Here is a 23,556-nt window from a genome sequence, read left to right as displayed (position 1 = left end):
GATTGGTGGACATACATACAAAATGTATTTACGATGGAATTAAGCACGAACAATAAGAATGAAAGGATGATTGTATTGAAAATTCTTGTTGTAGGAGCAAATGGACAAATTGGAAAACATCTCGTGAAACAAATTCAAGATAGCGGAGAGCATATGGCGAGAGCGATGATTCGTAAACAAGAGCAAGCACAATATTTTAAAGATTTAGGTGCAGAGACGGTTGTCGTTGATTTGGAAGATGAGATAGAAGAGATTACAAATGCGGCTGAAGGTGTTGATGCTGTTGTGTTTACAGCAGGTTCAGGTCCGAACACAGGCAAAGACAAGACGTTAATGGTGGACTTAGATGGTGCGGTAAAAACGATTGAAGCAACGAAAGCCGCTGGTGTGAAACGTTTTGTTATGGTGAGCTCTTTTGACACAAGCAGGGGAGCAATCCAGGCAGCTTCCGCTTCTTTTGCTCCCTACGTAGTCGCAAAACATTATGCAGATCAGTGGCTGAGAAGCACAGATTTAGACTACACGATCGTTCATCCAGGATTATTAACGAACCAACCAGGAACAGGTCAAGTAGATGCGGCAACGAAAATCGAACGAGGAGAAATCCCACGCGAAGACGTAGCTGGTGTTATTTATGGTTGCTTAGAAGACAATACTACGATTGGGAAAGAATTTCAAATCGTTGCAGGTAAATCGGAAATTAAACAAGCATTATATAAGTTATAAGTGAACCCTCAATCAGTAAAGGATCGTACCCTACTGATTGAGGGTTCACTTTATTATATTCCATTCTTTTATCCTGAATCTTGATACCGTAATAACCTTGTTTTGAAAGATCAAGGAGATACAAAGAGGTCTAATTGGGGGATAACGGTACCTGTTTGTTGGTTTAGAAGATGTTAAATGCTTGGGTGTGTGACACTTCATGAAAATCCTCCTCCTTATGCGCAAGAACCACTAATAGTTTTCCTTTCTTATAAGATAAGAAACCACCATGGCTCGCCTAGAACACAAGCCACCTCTATGATGAAAAATTTTGCTTTATAATGTTTAGATTCTTGAAATACTACCTAAAATGAATAACTTATATAATGGTAAGTAGCTTTTTTTCATACAAAGTATAAAATGAGGTGCTTGGGGATAACGAAATAACCGAATAGCCACGTCCGGCGCAAGCGCCAGCAACGATGCGACTTTAGAAATGCGCACTACGTACGATAAGGCCTCATCGGTGCGTCACAAAGAGGAAGGCCGACTAAAAACGGGCTTTCGCTCAGGCGTCGGCATACCCCTGTTTTTAGTGGCATGATTCCTAAATTTTTAGTTGATTCGTTCCATTCGCTACGTTGCTAAACGGGCGCCCTGCGCCTTTGTTCATTGTTGTAAAATTCAGCAAAAAATCAAGATAAACCTTTAATGCTTTTATCAAAAAAAGCATTAAAGGTTTAATGGATTTATTAATAAACTAAACAATGCGTTACTCCGTTAAATAACAAGATTTCATAAAATGTTAATTAAAGGCTATATATCAATGTTATTTAAAGTATTGACAAAACAAAAAAATGGGCGTAGACTAATGATTGCAAGTTAACTTGTGAGTGATTTCACTAAATAGCAATATGTCTCGTTTGTTTATTATGCAATATAACAGTTAGCAGTAAAGAGTAGTTGTTTAATTCATTTTGATTCGAGTTTTAATTCTTATGTGAAACATAAAACATTTGCTATTTGTAGTTGTTAGTCATAGATAGCGATGAATATATATGTTTTTCGCAATCTATGAACAAGATATCTAATTTTTAAATGAACTTCCTAGGTGTACAGTTAGTTGAAAATTAGATTATTGGTTCATGTAAAAGTTGAAAAAGGAAAGAAGGAAAATTTATGGCTAAAACAAAAAGTCTAACCCTTTTTGGACTAATCGGCATTACGATGGCGTTCTTTGGAACGGTACGTAGTGTACCAACACTTTCCATTACCGGATGGACACAAATATTTTACATGTTAATTGCGGCAGTCCTATTTGCTTTGCCTATCGCATTAATGTCGGCTGAACTGTCTACAGGATGGTCTGAAGAAGGTGGACCAACAGTTTGGGTGAAGAATGCATTAGGTGAGAAGTGGGGATTTGTTACCTCATGGTTATTATGGGTTCAAATGTTTTTTGGTATGGTAATGGTTGCTTCCACAGTAGGTGTGCTATTTGGGTACGTTATCAATACACCTGAGCTTTCTTCAAATAATTACTTTATTTTTGCAGTTATTTTAGTTTCCTACTGGGGTGTGACTATCCTAAATCTCAAATTTGATATGGTTAAAGTAGCTGGTAATTGGGGAGCCATCATTGGGGTTTATATTCCATTCGTTATCCTAGTCGTGCTAGGTGTCATCTATATGATTAAGAATGGCATTCAACCAAATAGTTATTTAGGAGATTTTAAACCAAGCGACCTAATTCCGAATTTTAAAGACTTAGGCAGCTTAACTTACTTATCAGGAATTATCTTTATTTTTGCAGGGGTAGAAATCTCATCTGTGCATGCAAATAATATAGAAAATCCTAAACGTAATTATCCGATTGCTGTTATCTCATCTGTTATTTTGTTGGTAATCTTTAATATTGTTGCAGGATTAACTGTATCTAATGCAGTGCCAGTTGGAGAATTAGAATTGGCTAATATTACACAACCGTACATGATTTTTTCTGAAAACTTGGGTATTCCGTCTATCTTCGTTAATATCATTTCCTTAATGATTTTAATTGGGGTGCTAGTACAGTTGAGTGCATGGGTGCTAGGTCCAAGTAAAGCGATGATAAAAATTGCTGATGAAGGTAACTTACCTAAATTCTTTCAAAAAAGAACTGAAAGAGACATTCCGATAACTTTTGTTTTAATTCAAGCAATTGTAATTTCTTTAGTATCTTTCTTGTATGTAGTTGTTCCAGATGTAAATAGTGCCTTTTTAATTATTACGATTACAACAACTATTTTATATTGTATCGTATATGCATTAATTGCTATTTCAGCAATTCGCTTGCGGTATAAAATGCCAGAGGTTAAGCGACCATTTAGATTAGGAAATAAAGGTAATGGATTAATGTGGTTTGTTTCCATTCTTTCTTTAATTAGTGTAGCAATTACACTTACTGTCAGTCTTATACCACCATCTATTTTAGATCCTAGTCAGTACACAGGTTATATTATCTATCAAGTCGTGGCTACAGTCGTAATGATCGGAATAGCTCTTATTATTCACAAATGTAAAAAACCAGAATGGAAGAAAGAAGCATCAACTATCCATAAAAAATGCAGCTAGAGAGAAAAATAATTAATTTAGTGATATTAATTGGAGGATTAGAAAAATGAAAAATGAATTGCGAGATCACAATTTAAAAGCTTTATTTTTAGGAAGTAAAGGTGAAAATGTAGATTTATTTAAAGAATTATTATTAAAGATGATCGACGAACATGTGGGGTGGCGTCAAAACTATCAGCCACAAGATTTACCGGTAATTACTCCACAAGATAAAAGTTCAAAAAGCTTTCTAGAAACTGCTGATCATGTACGTAGTGTACTTAATGTTTTATCTTCTAAACTTCGTACAAACTCACTTCCGTGGCATACGGCTGGTCGTTTTTGGGGGCATATGAACTCAGAAACGTTAATGCCATCTATCATTGCTTATACAACTGCAATGTTATGGAATGGTAATAACGTAGCATATGAATCTTCACCAGGTACTTCACAAATGGAAGAAGAAGTTGGACATGAGTTTGCTGCTCTTATGGGGTACAAAAAAGGTGAAAGCTGGGGGCATATTTGTGCTGATGGTTCTATTGCCAACCTTGAAGGTCTTTGGTATGCACGAAACATGAAATCTCTCCCTTTAGCTATTAAAGAGGTAGCCCCTGAATTTGTAGCAGGCAAAACGGAATGGGAATTATTGAACATGTCTACAGAAGAAATTCTAGACATTCTAGACCAAATTCCTGAAAAAATAGACGAAGTGAAAGAGCATTCTGCTCGCAGTGGAAAACACCTTCAAAAACTAGGTAAATGGTTAATTCCTCAAACCAAACACTATTCTTGGTTAAAAGCTGCTGATATTATCGGTGTGGGTCTTGATTGTGTAGAAGCTATTGATGTGGATGATCATTATCGGATGGATATCTCTAAACTAGAAGCAAAAATTCGCGAATTGGCTGCTCAAGAAATTCCAGTTCTTGGTGTGGTTGGAGTAATCGGAACAACAGAAGAAGGACAAGTTGATCGTATTGATAAAATGGTAGAATTGCGAGATAAATTAGCTGAAGAAGGAATCTACTACTATATACATGTAGATGCTGCTTATGGTGGCTATGCTCGTGCGATATTCTTGGATGAAAATAATAACTTTATTGATTACGCTAAAATGTCAGAAGTACATGAGAAATTTAACGTTTTCACAGAGAAAAACGAATGGCTTACCGAAGATATTTATCATTCTTTCAAAGCGATGAGCGAAGCGGAAACAATTACCATTGACCCTCATAAAATGGGTTATATTCCTTATTCTGCTGGTGGTATTGTTGTTAAAGATACTAGAATGCGTGACGTCATTTCTTATTTTGCCACATATGTATTTGAAAAAGGTGCCGATATTCCAGCTTTACTCGGTGCTTATATGCTTGAAGGATCTAAAGCGGGTGCTACTGCAGCGGCAGTATGGACAGCACATAAAGTATTACCATTAAATGTAACAGGCTATGGTAAATTAATTGGTGCAAGCATTGAGGGTGCCTATCGCTTCTATCATTTCTTGCAAGGAAAACAATTTAAAGTCGGTGATAAAACGATTAACGTCTATCCGCTAACAAAACCTGATTTCAATATGGTTGATTATGTATTCAATGAAGAAGGAAACACTGACTTAGAAAAAATGAATAAACTTAACCATGATTTTTATGAACAAGCCTCTTACGTTAAAGGCGGACTATACAATAATGAGTTTATTACTTCACATACCGATTTTGCAATTCCTGACTATGGAAATAGTCCATTGCCATATGTTCAAAGCTTAGGATTTAGCAAAGAAGAATGGGATCGTGAAGGTAAAGTTACGATACTTCGTGCATGTGCTTTATCACCATATGCTTATGACAAAGGTGTCTTTGAAGAATATGCCAGCAAGATCGAACAAGCTATTCAAGAAAAACTTGAAAAAGTTTATGCTGTTGTAAACTAATGAAAATCCACAAAAGATTACTTTATTGTTTAACTAGTAAGTAATTGTGTGTAAATGGAAGGAAAAGGGTATGATTTGAAAGTGCTTTTAAATCATACCTTAACTCCATGTAAACTGGAAACGGTTCTGCTGTAAGTTGAATAATAGTTTAGGAAATTGGAAATATATACATTATAAGTGAATCAGAAGTACTAGACTCCCTTAGCTAAACAAGATATTATCAGTAAGGGATTGTAAAAGTATTAGCAACTAGGAGTATCACTTATGTTCCTTGACAACCATTATATAAAGCTTTAATAGCTGATAAAAATATGGATATAAATATATGTGTTATTGTGAAAAAAATAACAATAATTTGTAGTTTTTTTACCGTAAATTATTTTTTCTATTTTAAAAGGTGTACAAAATGAATCCTTTTCAAAAAAGAACTGTTTAGGAAGTGGAAAAATGGCAGTAAAAAAAGTACTAACGATTGCAGGTTCGGATTCAAGTGGTGGTGCAGGTCTGCAAGCAGATATTAAAACATTTGAAGAATATGGCACTTTTGGTTGTACAGCTATCACTAATATTGTCACAATGGATCCTCAAAATAATTGGCAACACCATATGTACCCTGTTGATGCTGAGGTGGTTCGAGAACAATTGACAACTATCTTCTCTGGTGATCCACTAAGTGCAATGAAAACGGGAATGCTGGGTTCTATCAATATTATCAGGCTTGTGAGTAAAGTCATTGATCAATATAAAATGAAGAATGTCGTTGTTGATCCAGTTATGGTTTGCAAAGGAGAAGATGAGCCGTTGCATCCAGAAAATGTATTTGCTATCTGTGATCATCTTTTACCGAAAGCAACCATTGTAACACCTAATTTGTTTGAAGCTGCTCAACTATCTGATATGCAAATCTTACGTACAGTGGTTGATATGAAAGAAGCGGCGAAGAAGATTGTTAATCTTGGTGTTCAATATGTTGTCATTAAAGGTGGAAACAGACTAGAGGGAAATAAAGCAATTGATTTACTTTATGATGGGTCTGAGTTTACTTTTTTTGAAGCTGAGAAGATCCATACGAATTATAATCACGGTGCTGGTTGCACATTTGCAGCTGCTATCACAGCTGGATTGGCGAAAGGACTTTCTGTGAAAGATTCCGTAGCAAAAGCAAAAGTATTTACTACCGAGGGAATTAAGGCTGGGTTTGCTTTTAATAGATTCATTGGACCGGTTTGGCATGGAGCATATAATAAATCGCATCTATCTTAAATAAGGTAGAAGTCTTGCTATTAGCGTTATATATTATTTCAAAATACGATTATCCAGCTAGTCAGACCGTTTATTCTGCATGTAAAGTACTATAGAACCCCACATTAAGAGCATAGAGTGATACAAGTAAATCTAAGCGGGAGATAAAAGCACCTAAATTTTTCGGTTGTTTGTCGATTGCGGAAGGCGTTGCACTAGGGTGCCCGTGGATAATGAAATAACCGAATAGCCACGTCCGGCGCATTAGCCCAGCAACGATGCGACTTTAGAAATGCGCCCTACGATAAGGCCTCATCGGTTCGTCACAAAGAGGAAGGCCGACTAAAAACGGGCTTTCGCTCAGGCGTCGGCATACCCCTGTTTTTAGTGGCATGATTCCTTTATCTTTAGTAGATTCGTCCATTCGCTACGTTGCTAAACGGGCGCCCCGCGCCTTTGTTCTATTTTAAAATAACTTATAAATTATTTTAGAAATGTGATGTAAAACAAATCATTTACTAGCGTTAGGCCATGTTCTTTGAACATGGCATCTGTTGTTGAATTATTTTCATTCAAAAATTCTAAGTAGGAGTAACGTCACCTAAGTTTTTTAGGTCTCTTTTTGCGATGCTAACAATTGGGAAAAGCACTCCTTGATTGGGTGTTCATCTGTTTTTTACTTTAATCAACCAACGTGCTGATGTTCCTAAATATAAAAGAAAGTATATTGGCATAATGCTATCAGCCAACTAAAAAAAATGTCAGATAATTCAATGGTCATAAGGAGTTTATCATAATGAAAAGAGATGTAACGTTAAAAGAAAGTATCTTTCTTTTAGTAATATTAATGATAATTATAGGAATTAGTATTATTGGTTTGGATTTGCAACCGCAAATTCCGATTTTATTTGCAGTAGGAATTGTTATATTTTTTGCTAAGATGAAAGGTGCTTCTTGGGATGCTATTCATAAGGGAATTCAAAATGGGATTATCCCTGGTTTAATACCTATCATTATCTTTATGCTTATTGGTGTCTTAATAAGTGTTTGGATTTCAGCAGGAACTATTCCAACTATTATGGTATACGGGTTAGGAATTTTATCTGCGAAATTTTTCTTACCTTCTGTATTTGTTATTTGTGCACTGGTTGGTATCCTAGTGGGAAGTTCGTTTACAACCATCTCAACGATTGGCATTGCCTTCTTAGGCATGGGGCAAATGATGGAATTTAATCTAGCTATGACTGCAGGTGCTATTGTATCAGGTGCTTACGTAGGGAATAATATATCTCCTTTATCGGATACTGCCAATTTGGCTTCTGCTATAGCAGAAGTGGATTTATTCGAGCATATTAGAAATATGTTGCGAAAAATTGTTCCTTCTTTTGTTATTTCACTTATCTTTTTTATCATAATTGGACAAACAAAAGTGGGAGCAACTGGAAACAACATTAATGAATTAGTAGATACACTACATTCCAATTTTAATATTTCTATTGTGTCACTAATACCAGCCCTTATCTTGTTCTTATGTGCCTGGAAAAAAGTTCCTGCTATTCCAACGCTTTTACTAAGTATTATTGTTACTATTGTTATTCATTATATATATTATCCACACACTAGTTTTTCTCAGATATCTAACCTCATGCAAGATGGGTTTGTTTCTAATACAGGAACAGAAACAGTAGACATTTTGCTTACTCGTGGTGGAATGCAAAGTATGATGTGGTCTGTATCTCTTATTATTCTTGCTTTGTCATTAGGAGGATTGTTAGTAGAATTAAAAATTATTGAAACGTTAATATCAAAGATTCAAAGTCTTGTCAGTACCAAAGGGAAATTAATTCTTATGGCTGGATTAAGTGCGGTTGGTATAAATATTGTGCTGGGAGAACAATATTTATCCATTATTTTGCCTGGTAAAGCTTTTAAATCACAAGTTGAGGCAATAAATATTAACCCGAAAAAACTTTCCGCAATTCTAGCAGATGCTGGAGCAGTAGTCAATTCACTGATTCCATGGGGGGTAAGTGGTGTATTTATCACTGGAACATTAGGCGTTCCCACATTAGAGTATGCTCCATTCGCTATCTTTTGTGTAATTGCTCCCATTATAAATGTGCTGTCTGGTTTTTTTGAAAAAGAAAAAGATCTAACTCGTCTTTCGTAATAGGTTTGGAACAGTAATATTAAAAATAATAAATTGCTGCTTCCTTATTTAGCCCGTATATAAGGTGCTGTAAGACTCCCCCTTCAGGAGTTGGATAATCTGTACTGCAACAAGTCTAAGTGGGGGATAACAGCACCTAAATATCCGATTCGTAAGAGGCCTTTAGGTCATACTATTACGGTACTAACAATTAGTGAAGGATGAATGAAAACTCCCACTGATTGAAGATTCACTTTATCCGCGTTATGCTGTATGAAAGATTAAGCTAACCATGAAAGAAATTGTTTTTGTATCCCAAATGTCATTATCTCCCGTCAGTCCCACTTTAGGAAACTTGAGGTAGATATCAAAAATTAAATGGGAAGTGAAGGAAATCCCTACTAACTGAAAGCTTACTTTATTAAGTAATCCAAATATTACCATTATTTTTTTGGTATAACTAAATTCAAAAAAAAGAAATGGTGTTATAATTAAATGTTACCTCATAATAGGATAAAATTATCATAATTCACTCTATCATGCCTTATAAAAATAGGGGGCTTCGTTTCCCCAAAGGTTAAAAAAGTGGTAATTAGTTGTTTACAATTATTCTTTAATACGTTGATGTGTTAATGATTTAGGTGAAAGACATAAACGGAGGTAGAAAATATGCTTATAGATGAAATACGTGGAGAAGAATTGGATGAATTTTTTGAGGCTTTTTTAGCTCTTGAAACAATAGAAGATTGTTATTCTTTTTTTGATGATTTATGTACAGTAAATGAAGTCAAGGCGATGCTTCAACGATTTAGAGTAGCTAAAATGCTTTATAATGACAACACATATTGTCAAATTGAAGTGGAAACAGGCGCAAGCACTGCAACCATCTCTCGTACGAAGCGATCATTATATCATGGGAATAATATGTATGATATTCTTTTCAAGCGGATGAAGAAGAATAAAGAAAAATAAAAGCTAATAAAGATAAGTTTTAAACTTCCAAATAGAAAAATGTTAGCAACACAAAGCGAAACTATCGAATTTTAAGTCAAATCTTAGGTTGTAGTCAAAATCAATTATTATATGATGTCCAAATTAGATTTGCAAAGCTATTTCTATATGTGTATGTATAAACATTTTTTTAACTTACAGCACAGGCCTACTTTTTATTTCGGGGGAAGTTTATAAATAAAGTAGTGCTGCATTGAAAAAGTAACATACATGATGCGAAATAGTTAAAGCTTATGGAGCAACCATTTGTATAGAGTATTCTAAAGATCTTATAAAGTGAACTTTCAATTAGTGGGGGTTTTTGAAATAGTAATTTAAAGTTGGACACTCAGAGCGCTTTTAAAAAATAAAAAATCTTTTGTGTGTCACGTTTCCGGCGATCAACATTTTCTTTAAAAATTTTAGATGTTTTTTTCATCAAACTTATGGATAGTATCCTTATTTTTCGGAATGATAACCTTTACATTTATGAGGAAAGTGAATGTAAAAGTAAAGTTTGTTGACAAATAAATTATTATTCACTATAATATCCTTAATATTATATTAGAAATACGTTGAAGGAGCCTAGTAGCGAGGTTGTCACTGTTCATTTAGAAAGCTAGGGGTGATGCGACCTAGTACAAACAAACTTGTGAATTACACTCTGGAGTATCTTAGGTAATGCTAAGCGGATTAGCAAACGATATGATTGCTGAGAGAGGTATTAATAGTTTATAAAACAATTTGCTATTAATACAATTTGGGTGGTAACACGGTTAGAATCGTCCCTATGTCTTTATTAGACATAGGGCGTTTTTTATTTATTTCAAGCCTATATAATAAACTACAACTAAAGGAGTCGGAAAGCATGAATCTTATCGATGAGTTAGAATGGCGAGGTGCCATAAATCAACAAACAGATGCCGAAGGATTACGCGAATTAATCGAAGAGAAAAAAATCTCCTTGTACTGCGGTGTTGACCCTACGGGTGACAGTATGCATATTGGCCACTTAATTCCGTTTATCATGATGAAACGTTTTCAATTACATGGTCATCAGCCCATTATTTTAATTGGAGGAGCAACGGGTACAATCGGTGATCCAAGTGGACGGCAAACGGAACGTCAATTACAAACACTGGAGCAAGTACAGAATAATGTTGATAAGTTAACAGCGCAAATGAAGAAGTTATTCTTCGATGACAATAGTGAAGTTAAAATAGTTAACAACTACGAATGGACACATAACTTAAGTATTTTAGACTTCTTACGTGACTACGGTAAAAATTTTAGTGTTAATACTATGTTGGCAAAAGATATTGTAGCTAGCCGATTAGATAGTGGTATATCATTCACTGAGTTCTCTTACCAAATTTTACAATCTATGGACTTTCTTCATTTATTCAGAGAAGAAAATGTACAATTACAAATTGGTGGTAGCGATCAGTGGGGAAATATTACAAGCGGTTTAGACTTAATACGTAAAAAAGAAGGACAGCAAGCGAAAGTATTTGGATTAACCATTCCACTATTATTAAAAGCAGATGGTACAAAATTTGGTAAAACTGCTGGTGGGGCAATTTGGTTAGATGCAGAAAAAACGACACCATATGAATTTTACCAGTTTTGGGTTAATACAGATGATAAAGATGTTATAAAATACCTAAAATTCTTTACGTTCTTAACTAAAGATGAGATTGATCAATTAGAGGTTAAAGTGAAAACAGAACCTCACAAACGTGAAGCACAAAAAGTGCTGGCAAAAGAAATGACTAAATTTGTTCATGGCGAGAATGCTTTGAATCAAGCGTTAAAAATTACGAAAGCACTATTTAGTGGGGATATTAAATCACTAACAGCAGATGAAATTGAACAAGGATTTAAAGAGATGCCTACTTTTCACGCTAAAAAAGAAACCAAAAATATCGTGGAATGGTTAGTTGATTTAGGTATTGAGCCATCTAAACGTCAGGCAAGAGAAGATATTAACAACGGGGCTATTTCCATGAATGGCGAACGAGTAAATGATGTTAACGTTGATGTAACAGCGGAAAACTCATTTGATGGAAGGTTTATTATTATTCGTAAAGGGAAGAAAAATTACAGCTTGGTGAAATTAAATTAATTCAACATGCAGCTACTTAATGAAAGTTATTTCGCATGTAAGGTGCTGTAAAACCCTTATTTCAAAAGTTAGAAGTGAATACAAACAAGTCTAAATGGGAGATAACAGCATCTAAATGCTTAATCGTTTAATGCGAATTTAGTCCATACCCTTGTTATACGGAACGCTTAGTAGGAGATAAAGGGAACTTGCACGTAATAAAGTATCACTTTATAAATAGATGAAAGAGGAAACATCTTCCCTAAAGCTAATAAGATTCTAGGGAAGATGTTTCTATATAATCTGTATAGGAAACGATAAAATGAGGTGCTTGGGATAACGAAATAACCGAATAATCACGTCCCGCGCATGAGTTCAGCAACGATGCGACTTTAGAAATGCGCCCTACGATAAGGCATCATCGGTTCGTCGCTAAGGGGAAGGCCGACTAAAAACGGGCTTGCCGCTCAGGCGTCGGCATACCCCTGTTTTTAGTGGCATGATTCCTTTATTTTAGTTGATTCGTTCCATTCGCTACGTTGCTAAACGGGCGCCCCGAGCCTTTGTTCCACTATAGGAAAGTATAAGATTTTTTGGTTTATAGTATAAGAAAAACAAAAGGCTTTCGCCATAAGACTTGGCGACAAGCCAAGTTTTTCTAATGGATCAATTGAACCTTATGTGGTAAATGAACATTTTTTAAGAATGCAAACAAATATCAATCATGATGAGCTCGATTACATCTTTGTTCAGTGATGGAAGTTAAGGAATGAAAGGGAGGTTTAAGCATGCCTTCTTCTTGGAAAAGATCATTAGAACTAGCATATATTAATCATTATATCATTACTAAAGTTAATGAAAAGCAACCAGTTAATTGGCTATTATTAGATTTAGGTTTAGAAAATGTGGCGGAAGAATATATTAACCAAGCTTTAGATAATTTGTTAATCGGATTTAATCGATTGTTTAAGTATAAAAGTGTAAAACAAGCTACGTTAGGTTATTTTCGTATGCTGGACATATTTAAACAGGATGAGAGGTACCATCCTAATATTCATGTGTTGCTTCCAACTCTGAAAAGTTATTTTCAAGGAAGATATTATATTAAACATGATAAATGGTTAGAATTGTGGAGTAAAGCTTTAGGGGTCAACAGTAATCTATATGTAAAGGTGAAAGTCGTCCAATCTAAAGATGACAATCCTCTCATTTTAAAGAGAATGGAACAAGGGTTGTCGGCACTTTTCGATGCATCGGAAACAAAGAGACCTACTGAAGACAAGAAAATTATTGAAACACGAAGGTTAATTGGGTATAGCAGGTTATTAAAAAGTGAAGTAGATCGACTACTGCCTGATGTAAGCTTTTATCTTGATATAGATAATTTATGTACGGATGATACTATTGCAAATGCTGCTTTTGACAGAATGCTTGCTTGGCATCCGGGCTTAAGATCAGAGGAAACGAATCCTTTTATATGAAGAAAGCTTTGAAAAAAGGCTGGGACATAAGTAAATACTATATAGCAAAAGCCGAACAATCCATTTATAATTGTTCGGCTTATTTGCATTAAAAAATTTTTATCACCGCTATGTCAAAATACTTCGCTTTCCGCAGGTCTCTTCAGCTTCCTCGGAAAGCAAAAACCGCTTTCCTGTGGGATCTTCAGCTCGCGCTGTTCCCCGCAGGAGTCTACCTATTTTGACTACGCTAAAACTTGCGTATATACAATTGGCGATTTATTTTCGTTAGTATAGTCTAGCGTTTTTCTGTCATTCTGTTTTTCGCCATTAGCTTCTATTATTCCTAAAAAAACACATGATGCAAATAATATTTCACTAATACCTTGTAATGCGATGTACTATGTGGTACATTGTATTTGAATCTTATATGAAAAGAGGTGTTAGTATGGATAAAGAGATCATGAAAGGGAGCATTGATATTTTACTTTTATCGCTCTTACGTCATCGTAATATGTACGGTTATGAGATGGTCAAGGCGTTAAAGAAAAATAGTAATGAGCTTTATAGCATGAGTGAGGGAACGTTGTATCCTGCTTTAAAGCGATTAGAAAAGAAAGGCTGGCTTCAATCCTACTGGGGAAACTCTGAAAATGGAGGCCGACGGAAATATTATCAAATTACGCAGGAAGGGAAGAACAAGTTAGATAAAAAACTGCAAGAATGGAATCAAATCAGCCATTTAATCAAAGTATGTTCGGAGGGATTGAGTTGGAGCCAAAAGTCGAAGCTTACATTCATAAGATTGTAAGTCAGTTACATTGTGGTAAAGAAGAAAAAAAGGACATCATCGATGAAATAGAAGATCATCTAAATTTGTTGATACAAGAATATAAAGAAGGAGGGCTTTCGAACGAAGCGGCTGTGAATAAGGCGTTGAATAGTTTTGGTGCGCAAGATCAAATAGCAACTGGTTTACAAACGTCTTTATCCACCTTTCATAAGGTGTTTAAAATAGCGACAAGTATTCTTTTCGGTTTTTACGCTTTTATTTTATTGTTTAAGTTGCTCTTGGAGAGAATGATTCATTTAACGTTCACCACTGAGCAGGTTGGTTTTTTGAATAATTATGTGACTTTTCCAGAAAGTAACAGGGGGATATTTGATCTCGCATATATTCATCTAAATGCCAATTTTATCCCTTTTAAGACAACGGTGCAATATATACTGGAGTCCGACTCCTATAATTTATCCGTTATTCTTCATAACACCATTGGGAACGTGCTGCTGTTTTTGCCATTAGGATTATTTCTGCCGCTATTATTTAAAAAATATAAAGTATTCTCGAAAGTGCTTGTGTTTGCAGCGATAGCTAGCTTGTCCATTGAACTATTACAGCTGATTTTACAAGTTGGCCAGTTTGATATAGATGATATTATTTTAAACACAATTGGCAGCAGTATAGGTTTTTTATGTTTTTCATTTTTACATCGTATTAAAAATGAAATATCATCTATCCCCTCCACAATAGAACATTTATAAAGAGAAAGTGAGAAGAAAGTATGAGAAAAATAATAAAAACAGGGTTAATTGTAGGGATGTGCTTTTATTTGCTGGTTCTTTCCAAGCTGATCTTGTTTAAGCATCTCCCTCTTTCTGAAATTATCAGTCATTTTACATTTAGTTATGAAGGACCTTTTTGGAATGAGCATAATTTTATCCCTTTTAAAACGATCTTATATTATTTGTTTTTAGCAGAAAATATTAATTTCACTATACGTGTTCAAAATATAGTAGGTAATGTGATTGGATTTGTTCCGTATGGTTTACTCCTCCCATTGATATCGAAAAGATTTCAAAAGATAACCAAAGTGATGCTCGCAACGCTATGCTTAAGTTTTATGTTTGAACTGCTGCAATTAATTTTTAAATTTGGAAGCTTTGATGTTGATGATATGTTGTTAAATACAATTGGAGGAGTGCTTGGTTATTTGCCTATTAAACTACTTAAAATATTATATGGGCAAGCAAAGAATAGGGAGGCTTAGCCAAGCAATAGTTCTATTTAAAGAATTTTGTTTTTGAAAAGCGACCTTTCTTTTTTGTTCTTGATGTTTTCAATGGTATAAAATGTATTCTTTAAATTGTGCAGGAAACGTACTATAGTACTGCATTAAAAACCGCTCTTTAGGTAAATAATTGTTTAGAAAATATAGAACAGTATTATAGATGTTCATATTGATTCTCCTTTGGCAAAAAGATCGTTCATCACTAATTATTTCGCCAACCTACCCCATTTACCTGCTTGTTGATTAAAAATTGCTTGATTGACCAGCAATTAGTTAGTCTAGACGTTGGGAACCATGAGCAAACTTAACCGAAATTATCAGATGTAAAACTTGCTATTCATTAAATTAGTAGTTTATGCTACGATCAATTTACATAGATGATATTATAAGATGGAGGTTTGCAAGTGATACAAGTAGAGCTAACAAGATTTAAAGTGAAAGAAGGAAAATCCAAGGTTGTAGATGAGTGGTTAGCATTTCTAAATGAGCATATGAAGGATGTCCTAATTACTTTAGCAGATGAAAAAATGTACGTTGAAACCATTTTTAGAGAAACACTTAATGGAAATGAGTATCTATATTGGTACTCTGTACAAGGGGAAGGTGGACAAGATGTAGAAGAATCCGAACACTGGGTAGACAGAAAACACTTGCAATATTGGCATGAATGCATAGATCCTAATTTTAGGCCCGTAGATCTTAGTACAGAAGTTGTGATGATACCTGAGAAACTGAGACAAGCCATGGAAGCCTTTAACAAGTAAAATAAGCTGAAAGAAAATCGGACTTGCTTGGTAGGAAGAATGGACTTGATGGATAAACGCACCTAGGGATTTGGCTCGATCGCAATATTGATGAAGCATGAAAATCAACTATTTGTGAAGGAACCTTAAATTTTGGCATGGGTCTACAAATTTTAATAACCACTTGTTGTTTTCTATAAGGCAATCTACTATTTTAAGGAATGACATATTTAGGCTGACGATAATCAATTTAGGTGCTATAGGCAAAAGAAGATGTCTTTCTTTGATATGGACGCTTGAACGCAAATAAAAGGAGTGTTGTTTATGCAAACATGGGAATATGCAGTAGAAACTTGGACATTAGGGATTACCTCTGCCGATCGAGAAGAACTCGAGGACAAATTAAATGAGTATGGTAAGCAAGGCTGGGAATTAGTAAATATTATTCCTCAAGTTGGAGAGGGCCCTAGTGGTAGGATTAGTGTGAACTTCAATCAAATTGTGTTTAAACGAAAAGTAGATTAGCCTGTTTTCTCTTGGAGCTAGTTCAGTAAAATAAATTTTGAAGGTTATTAAAACTTATAGCTAGACAAGAAGGTGGGTAAGAATGGATGTAACTGAATTTCAGCAGTGGGTAAAGCAATATTATAAGAACAGAGGATGGGCGGATTTAGATATTTTCGTTCGCATCGGCTTTTTAGCTGAAGAAACAGGTGAAGTAGCTAGAGCGATAAGAGCTCTTGAAATAGGGAGAGACAGACCAGATGAAGCAGAAAGTACTTTTGAAGAAAATAAACAAGCGTTAACCGAAGAACTTGGAGATGTACTAGGCAATGTCATTGTCATTGCCAATAAATACGGCATTTCTTTGGAAGAAGTATTTCAATTACATAAAAGTAAGCTAGCAAAGCGCTATTCAGAATAAATATTAGAAAAGGAGTTAATGCTTTCCTGTCTGAACCGCTTCTTCTTTTTTCAGCTCCCGCTTAAAGCTTTTGCTTTCGCGAATCGTTTCATCTATATACGCTATGGGGGGAGTTCTCATCTAAAAACCTGATCGGGTATTCAATTATTCTGTTTCAAAGCTTTTCTTTTAAGAATTATGAGTTGAGAAAAGTGCTGTCCAAAATGTATGGACCCCCCCCTCCTCTCACACCTCAGGTAGGAGGAGGGGCTGCTTGTTGTATTGAACTATTTTAAAATAATCAAAGTCTCATAAACTCTTAAATATGGATGCGATCTTTATCCATGTTTGTTAAGCGTGGTTTGCTTCCACAGAAGTCATACCATTATCAATGCTTTCATTCTTACAAATTAAGGTAAAATAGCAAACGAACGAACCGGAAATCCAGAAGCGTTTTTTGCTTTTGGGACGATATTACAAATGACTGCACCTGTTGCTGGCACCTTATCTAAATTGGCAAGTAATTCTATTTGGTAGCTATCTTGGCTAAGTACGTAATACTCTGCTATGAGTGAGCCATTTTTGGCATAATCAATAGCGGTGTCTGTATCAAACGTTTCATGACCAACGGCTTTTATATCGCGTTCCTCGTACAAAAACTGTAAAGCTTCTAGTGACCAGCCTGGTGTATGACTTTGCCCGTCAGCATCTTTATTATCAAATGCCTCCTGATCAGGCCACCGTTTACTCCAATCTGTACGTAAAGCCACAAAACTGCCAGGATTTATTTTTCCATAGATGGTTTCAAATGCTAACACATCTTCAACCGTTAATGCGAAGTCATGATTTTCACCAGCAGCTTTTGATTTATCAATGACGACAAGTGGTAAGACAAATTCTTTTAGCTCTAATTCATCTAAGCACCTTGTATCACGGACAAAATGAACAGGTGCATCCAAATGTGTTCCATATTGCCCGGGAAATGTGAGTCGTTGCGCGAAAAAGCCGTCATCATGATCAAATAATGTTTCAAATTTGGCGGGTTCAAATGCTGAGAAATGTGGTGATTCCGGTCCAAAAGCATGGGTTAAATCAATCCATTGCTTGTTTTTAATCGCTGCAATGGTATGCCATAATTGATTTGTCACACTAATTCTCCTTTAAAAGAAAAATTTTCTTTGTTGTTGTTTTAAGCTTTCAAACGATAATCCACATTATGTTTTTTTAATGTTTTATCTGATCCAAACAAGAAATGTTTCTCCATATTTGGGGAATATTTGGAATTAATCGTTTCGACACCGACAGCTTCAGCTACTGCTCGTAGCATTGCAGGAGAAGCGCCACAGCAAAGTCCAATGTAATGGATGCCAATATCTTTTGCTTCCTTAGCCCATGCTGCCAATTCATAGCGATTGTGATAAAGTGGGTCTAGCGCAGTTGGAAAAGTTGTTTCTGTTGGTAAATGACAGCTGCAAGCCCCATCAGGTAAGTTGAAAAATGTTGGATGCTCCTCTGTTGTGCGATATGGAATTGGTAAAGCGCCGACATATCCATTGACAGACTTTCTTATTTTAGCAAGATATGGCTGCATCGTTTCTGGACCTCGGAAGCAGTTCATGCCAACCACAAGTGCTCCTTTTTCGGAAAGCAATTGACAAGCCTCTTCCACGGTATATCCATCCCGTAAAATGTTTTCTCCCATAAGACCAAATGTTATTACAGCTGGAAGCTCTTGTTTCGTAATTTCCTCTAAGGCGATCAATGCTTCTTCATAGTAATAAAAGGTTTCCCCGTTAACAAAATCGACTCCTTCTTCTTTACACCATTGCACCATTTCTGCAAAAATACTTCTTACTTGATCTTTAGATGACGGATCATCGGGGTCAAAAATATTAGTGTTGGAAATATTTCCAGCAACAAGAGCTTCTTCTACTGGATGTTCCTTGGCGACTTCCTTTGCAAGACGAATCGCGCTTCGATTTAATGGCTCTAATAATTCCTCTTTGCCAATGATGCGCATTTTTTCTCGATTCCCATTATACGTAAAAGCCAGAACAACATCAGATCCGGCATTCATAAAATCACGGTATGCTTGCTTAAGGGCTTGCGGATTATCTAAAGCTACTTCCGGTACAAAAGAGCCTGCCTGTAAATATCCCCTTCGTTCCAGTTCAAATAAATAGCCTTCTCCAACAATAACGGGACCTTCCTCTAACCTCTGTTGTAAATTACGTTTCATTTAAAATTCCTCCTTTTAGTGATTTGGGGAAACCCCATAATAAAACCCTCTTCTTGAATTAGAAGAGGGTGAATTACCTTATTTATGGTATCTCTTCTTATCTTCAAGCGTTACGCTCTGGAATTAGCACAGTGCAATTATGCCTGTTGCTGAGGTTTCAATGGGCCAGTCCCTCCACCTCTCTGGATAAGATAGTCATATTATGTTTGTTCAAAAGCTATTCATGATAGCTCCTGTGTTCAATCAATGGCACGTTTCTGCCGAACTGTTGTTGAAACGAGATATTTGTTGTCAAATATATTTGATCATTTATAAAATTTAAATAATACTTTACACCGAGAGGAATGAAATGTCAACCTATTTACTAAAAAAATTTTAAGTTCCTGTTTCGAATTGTTTCAGCGCTTGATTTAAATCATGCTTTAAATCTTCTGCTTGCTCAATCCCTACAGAAAAACGTAATAAACAGTTATCAATTCCACGCTTTTTCCGTTCTTTAATAGGAATGTCGGCATGGGTTTGTGTAGCTGGATACGTGATAAAGCTTTCCACACCTCCTAAGCTTTCTGCAAAGGTAATTAATTGTAATTGTTGCAAAAAAGGATCAACCCAGCTAGAATCATGCAAACGAAAAGACAGCATCCCACCTTTGCCTGGATAGATCACCTCTTTAACTGCAGGTTGTCCCTCTAAAAATCTTGCTATTTTTTGTGCGTTTTCCTGATGCTTTGCTATTCGGAGTGAAAGTGTTTTTAGCCCTCTAATTAACAACCAACAATCAAAAGGAGAAAGCACTGCTCCGGATGCATTGTGTAAAGCAGCAAGTTTTTCACATACTTCCACACCTGTTGCAATCACAAGTCCCGCCAATACGTCATTATGTCCACCAATATATTTGGTTGCACTATGAATAACAATGTTTGCGCCAAGTTCTATAGGTCGCTGCAAACAAGGGGTGAGAAATGTATTATCAACGATAAGTAATAGGTTATGTTTTGTGGTTAAACTGGCTAACGATTTGATGTCAATTTCTTGCATGAGTGGATTCGTAGGCGTTTCAATAAATAAAGCCTTTGTTTTATCAGATATCCGTTTTTCCATATCTTTCAAATTAGTAAAAGAATCATAGATTATATGGAACTGATAGGCATTTGCATAGTGCTGCAGCAAACGATACGTTCCTCCGTATATATCTTCAGAAACGATCAATTCATCACCAGACTGGAAAAGGGACAGCACCAATTGGATAGCTGCCATACCTGAACTGCAAGCGTAACCTTGTTCACCAGACTCCAAATTCGCAATACCTGCTTCTAACAGTGTTCGGGTAGGGTTTTTGGTACGGCTATAATCATATCCGGTTGAACGTCCAATCCCGTCATGTTTAAATGCAGTTGATAAATAGATGGGAGGATTGATAGCACCAGTGTTAGGATCGCTGTGATTTCCTAATTGCACTAGCCTTGTTTCAAGTGTTCTTTTTATCATATGATCATCATCTCCTAGAAAAATATTTTCAAGGAGAGCAAGCAAAAAACCTCTCCTTGAAATAAGAAGAGGTTTCCTAAGTTAAATATAAAGGACCAATTCTTCTTATCTTCAAGCATTAAGCTTCTGGAATTGGCACAGTACTGCAAGCAGTCTGTTGCCGAGGCTTCAACGGGCCAGTCCCTTCACCTCTCTGGATAAGAAAATAATTTTTGAATTTTATAAGATTGAATATTAGAATACAAGGCGGATTAAAAAAAGTCAAGTGGAACCTTGTATTCATTTAGAGTGTTTAATGGATCATAGAATATCTATGAGCTATCCATTGCTACTCTCCTTCTATGTGCGATATTTGAAAAAGTTTAAAAGAGAAAGAAACTGTCTACATTTGCATTTTTCCTGCACACTATTGCACAGTTGACAATTTTCTTTGGCTAACTAGTTTATCCCGTATATAAGGAGCTGTAAGACTCCCACTTCAGGAGTAGGAAGTCTACATATTTTCCAGCAATCGTTTAGCGATTTTTTGATAGTCATCCCGATCAATTCCCGGTGCAAATTCTTCTGGAAGATCATCAAGATTTGGAATTGGTGCTCCCTTTGGTGCTCCTTCCTTCACGATCAGTTGTTTCCCATTTTCTGGATTTTCCCCTTTCCAAATTTGCCGAATGTCTACATAATCTCCGACGTCATTCCATGTGTATAATACATTTGCTAAGCCTTGCTCCTCAAATTTTCGGGCATGATCGAATTTGGTGTTGGAGAGATCAGGGATTGGAATTAGTTTCTTCACTTCAGCACCTGTAGCGATTTCTAGAGCTTTGGCATAAGCTAAGATATGAGTACCACCGCGAACTAATAAATATCCAATCATTTCTCTTGCTGTTTCATGCTCCGTCATTTCATATACACGCATTTTATGTGTACGAGCGCCAATTTCAAGAAAGAAATTGTGCAATAGATCAAGCACGAGGTTGCCACTGCTGAAGACATTATCTCCTGTCCAGGCGCGACCCATGGAATCACCTGCAAGTGCTGTTTGTGCAGTAGCAATGAACTGATAAGTATTTCGACTATCTTTTCCTGTTCGTAATGGAGTCACATCTGGGTCTCCTGTATAAAAGGTGTTTCGTTTTGAGAGTAGATTAATGGTGTTTGAAACAAGTTCAACGTGTCCGAATTCCTCAGCCGTTATACTAGCAACCAGGTCGTAAAATGGTTTGAGTTTATCCTTTTGTCGGAAATTAAAGGATTGAAACAGATAGTTATTTAAAGTTGACATTTCACCAAATTTCCCACCTAATAACTCTTGAACTGCCGCTGCTGCATTGGGATCCCCGTGTTCAGGTATAGGCAATTCAATTAACATGCGGTTTTCACGCTTAAACATGGTAAGCCTCCTTTTTAGCTTTTAGGAATGACCCAAACAATTTGTTGCGTACGAATGTAGAAAGAAGAACCACCTGATTCAATCACAATATGGTCTGGCATAACGGTTTTAAGACTGCCTGTAACAGTCCCTTGGGTGGTTTGTACAATAAGCATCGATCCGGTTATCGATTGTAATGTTTGGTAAACGTAGGGATCAAAAGCACTCATAAATGCCGGCGTTTGTGCATTCATTTTTTATCCTCCTTAAAAAGCATCACTACAGCTAAGCTATGACACTACAAAGTAGGTTATTCTCGTGGACAAGCAGAAATCAGCTATTTAGTAATAGAAGTACGTCAAGTTTTTAGTCAAGATGAACAATAAGGGGAATAATTTCACAAAAGTATGGAGGTTTACCTTTGTACAGGGTAGAGAAAAATAGCAGGAGAAATATTACCGACGTTTCGTTGTTATGATTACTCTGAAACAATTATTTTTTGCTATGCTGGTGATGACAAAGACCCAAAACAAGAGGCAGTTTATGGAGGCTCTGTCTCTTGTTTTGAGTTCTTTAACTGGTAAATTCTTTCGCGATAGCTATAAATTCCCGCACGGCGTATGGCAAATATTTATTTCTCTTCCATATGAGAGCCAATTCAAGGTGAGTGATAGGGTGCTTGAATGGAATGGTAGTAACGTCATGATGGAGGAGCTGTTGACAAATTTTACTTGGTAATAAAGCAATGCCTAATTTCGCTTCGACCATTTCAATCATAAAGTCTCGTTGTGAACTTTTACATACCGTGTTTGGTTCAAATCCGTAATTCCTGCAAGCTTCGACAATCCGATCATGCAAGGAAAAATCTTCCTGATATAAAACGAATTTTTCATTCTTTAGATCAGATAGTTCAACGAATTTTTTAGCTCCTAGTGGATGTTCGGTTTGAACAACAACCATTAAAGGATCTTTTAAAAGGTTAATCGTTGAAAAATGATGTTTTTCAACGGGAAGATTACAGATAAGTCCTACATCGAGTTCTCCTTCTTTCACCCCATATTGAATTAAATTACTCCCCACTTCGTTTAATTCAATATGAAAAGAAGGATGTGCAGCCTTGTACTTGCTAATTAATTTAGAAAAGAAGGTGGCACCAATAATCGGGGGAATGCCAATTTTTATTTGCCCTTTTTTTAATTGCACCACATCATAAAGTTCCGTAGTTAAATTATCATATGCCTCCATAAATGGTTTGGCATTACTTAGAAATGCTTCCCCGGCATCAGTCAACTCAATTTGTTTTCCCCCACGGTAAAACAAAGTTACTCCGAGCTGTGTTTCCAAGTTTTTAATCGCTTTACTTAAAGAGGGCTGTGATATGTGAAGCATAGAAGCTGCTTTTGTAAAGTTTCGCTTATTGGCGACAGCAACAAAATATTCAACCTGACGAACGTCCAAACTACCCATCCTTCCATTAAATAAATTCCCATTTTTCATTATTATACTAAATTCGATAGCTAAAAGGAATAACGTATATGCAAAACAGATATTTCAATTTTTTGTCTTCTCCAA

Annotated in this window: 20 protein-coding genes, 2 riboswitches and 1 other annotated feature; of the genes, 14 read left to right on the top strand and 6 right to left on the bottom strand. The window is 35.9% G+C overall.

Translation table 11 applies throughout. The features are described from left to right. Window positions 1-33 precede the first annotated feature (33 nt). The 14 genes from BKP57_RS05875 to BKP57_RS05810 all read left to right on the top strand — a co-directional run bounded on the left by BKP57_RS05875 (window position 34) and on the right by BKP57_RS05810 (window position 16,909). The gene (locus BKP57_RS05875; protein ID WP_232231332.1) at window positions 34-726 is read left to right on the top strand and encodes an SDR family oxidoreductase; all 693 of its coding nucleotides are present in this window, start codon (window positions 34-36) and stop codon (window positions 724-726) included. Window positions 727-1,884: 1,158 nt separating this feature from the next. Further along, on the top strand, window positions 1,885-3,318 hold the full coding sequence (gene tyrP, locus BKP57_RS05870) for a tyrosine-tyramine antiporter (protein ID WP_050351667.1): 1,434 nt from the start codon (window positions 1,885-1,887) through the stop codon (window positions 3,316-3,318). Between the two features lie 46 nt (window positions 3,319-3,364). Next, entirely contained in the window at window positions 3,365-5,227 is a 1,863-nt protein-coding gene (gene tdc / locus BKP57_RS05865; RefSeq protein ID WP_050351666.1) for a tyrosine decarboxylase, read from the top strand. A 447-nt stretch (window positions 5,228-5,674) separates the two neighbouring features. After that, the gene (pdxK, locus tag BKP57_RS05860) at window positions 5,675-6,490 is read left to right on the top strand and encodes a pyridoxine/pyridoxal/pyridoxamine kinase (RefSeq protein ID WP_050351665.1); all 816 of its coding nucleotides are present in this window, start codon (window positions 5,675-5,677) and stop codon (window positions 6,488-6,490) included. 775 nt (window positions 6,491-7,265) lie between these two features. Then, complete coding sequence (nhaC, locus tag BKP57_RS05855) at window positions 7,266-8,639, top strand: Na+/H+ antiporter NhaC (protein WP_050351664.1); 1,374 nt, start codon at window positions 7,266-7,268, stop codon at window positions 8,637-8,639. 648 nt (window positions 8,640-9,287) lie between these two features. Further along, on the top strand, window positions 9,288-9,590 hold the full coding sequence (locus tag BKP57_RS05850) for a YerC/YecD family TrpR-related protein (RefSeq protein ID WP_050351663.1): 303 nt from the start codon (window positions 9,288-9,290) through the stop codon (window positions 9,588-9,590). Between the two features lie 584 nt (window positions 9,591-10,174). After that, window positions 10,175-10,401 (top strand) — a binding site (T-box leader). Window positions 10,402-10,476: 75 nt separating this feature from the next. Next, window positions 10,477-11,733: a tyrosine--tRNA ligase gene (gene tyrS, locus BKP57_RS05845; protein WP_050351662.1), complete on the top strand. Its 1,257-nt coding sequence runs from the start codon at window positions 10,477-10,479 to the stop codon at window positions 11,731-11,733. Window positions 11,734-12,500: 767 nt separating this feature from the next. Next, window positions 12,501-13,193, top strand: coding sequence for a protein rep (locus BKP57_RS05840; RefSeq protein WP_050351661.1), 693 nt, complete (start codon window positions 12,501-12,503; stop codon window positions 13,191-13,193). A gap of 427 nt (window positions 13,194-13,620) precedes the next feature. Beyond that, on the top strand, window positions 13,621-13,983 hold the full coding sequence (locus tag BKP57_RS05835) for a PadR family transcriptional regulator (RefSeq protein WP_050351660.1): 363 nt from the start codon (window positions 13,621-13,623) through the stop codon (window positions 13,981-13,983). Continuing rightward, on the top strand, window positions 13,896-14,714 hold the full coding sequence (locus BKP57_RS05830) for a VanZ family protein (protein ID WP_232231331.1): 819 nt from the start codon (window positions 13,896-13,898) through the stop codon (window positions 14,712-14,714). The genes BKP57_RS05835 and BKP57_RS05830 overlap by 88 nt, the downstream gene beginning before the upstream one ends. A gap of 20 nt (window positions 14,715-14,734) precedes the next feature. After that, window positions 14,735-15,220, top strand: a complete 486-nt coding sequence (locus BKP57_RS05825) for a VanZ family protein (protein WP_072741151.1) — start codon at window positions 14,735-14,737, stop codon at window positions 15,218-15,220. 428 nt (window positions 15,221-15,648) lie between these two features. After that, window positions 15,649-16,005 (top strand): DUF6176 family protein, encoded by a 357-nt coding sequence (locus tag BKP57_RS05820; protein WP_050353454.1) that lies wholly within the window; start codon window positions 15,649-15,651, stop codon window positions 16,003-16,005. 303 nt (window positions 16,006-16,308) lie between these two features. Further along, the gene (locus tag BKP57_RS05815; protein WP_050351657.1) at window positions 16,309-16,509 is read left to right on the top strand and encodes a DUF4177 domain-containing protein; all 201 of its coding nucleotides are present in this window, start codon (window positions 16,309-16,311) and stop codon (window positions 16,507-16,509) included. 82 nt (window positions 16,510-16,591) lie between these two features. Then, entirely contained in the window at window positions 16,592-16,909 is a 318-nt protein-coding gene (locus BKP57_RS05810; RefSeq protein WP_050351656.1) for a MazG nucleotide pyrophosphohydrolase domain-containing protein, read from the top strand. Between the two features lie 389 nt (window positions 16,910-17,298). Here BKP57_RS05810 and BKP57_RS05805 read toward each other — a convergent pair whose 3' ends face one another. The 6 genes from BKP57_RS05805 to BKP57_RS05780 form a co-directional block, all read right to left on the bottom strand. After that, window positions 17,299-18,036, bottom strand: coding sequence for a cyclase family protein (locus BKP57_RS05805; RefSeq protein WP_072741150.1), 738 nt, complete (start codon window positions 18,034-18,036; stop codon window positions 17,299-17,301). 41 nt (window positions 18,037-18,077) lie between these two features. Then, a complete protein-coding gene (locus BKP57_RS05800) occupies window positions 18,078-19,127 on the bottom strand; it encodes a homocysteine S-methyltransferase family protein (RefSeq protein ID WP_050351654.1) in 1,050 nt (349 codons plus the stop codon). A 94-nt stretch (window positions 19,128-19,221) separates the two neighbouring features. Continuing rightward, window positions 19,222-19,320: riboswitch (SAM riboswitch) on the bottom strand. Window positions 19,321-19,502: 182 nt separating this feature from the next. Beyond that, a complete protein-coding gene (locus BKP57_RS05795; protein ID WP_050353453.1) occupies window positions 19,503-20,615 on the bottom strand; it encodes a methionine biosynthesis PLP-dependent protein in 1,113 nt (370 codons plus the stop codon). Window positions 20,616-20,717: 102 nt separating this feature from the next. Then, a riboswitch (SAM riboswitch) is annotated at window positions 20,718-20,819 on the bottom strand. A gap of 289 nt (window positions 20,820-21,108) precedes the next feature. Further along, window positions 21,109-22,005: a manganese catalase family protein gene (locus BKP57_RS05790; protein ID WP_050351653.1), complete on the bottom strand. Its 897-nt coding sequence runs from the start codon at window positions 22,003-22,005 to the stop codon at window positions 21,109-21,111. A 14-nt stretch (window positions 22,006-22,019) separates the two neighbouring features. Then, a complete protein-coding gene (locus tag BKP57_RS05785) occupies window positions 22,020-22,238 on the bottom strand; it encodes a YuzF family protein (RefSeq protein WP_050351652.1) in 219 nt (72 codons plus the stop codon). 319 nt (window positions 22,239-22,557) lie between these two features. Continuing rightward, window positions 22,558-23,442 carry a LysR family transcriptional regulator gene (locus tag BKP57_RS05780; RefSeq protein ID WP_072741149.1) on the bottom strand — a complete coding sequence of 295 codons (885 nt, stop codon included), beginning with the start codon at window positions 23,440-23,442 and terminating at the stop codon, window positions 22,558-22,560. Window positions 23,443-23,556: the final 114 nt, after the last annotated feature.

Origin of the sequence: Virgibacillus sp. 6R, from assembly GCF_001895305.1 — a bacterium.
Classification (GTDB): Bacteria; Bacillota; Bacilli; order Bacillales; family Amphibacillaceae; genus Virgibacillus; species Virgibacillus pantothenticus.
Note: the sequence above shows the minus strand (reverse complement) of the source record. Positions and strands in the feature narration are given on the sequence as shown.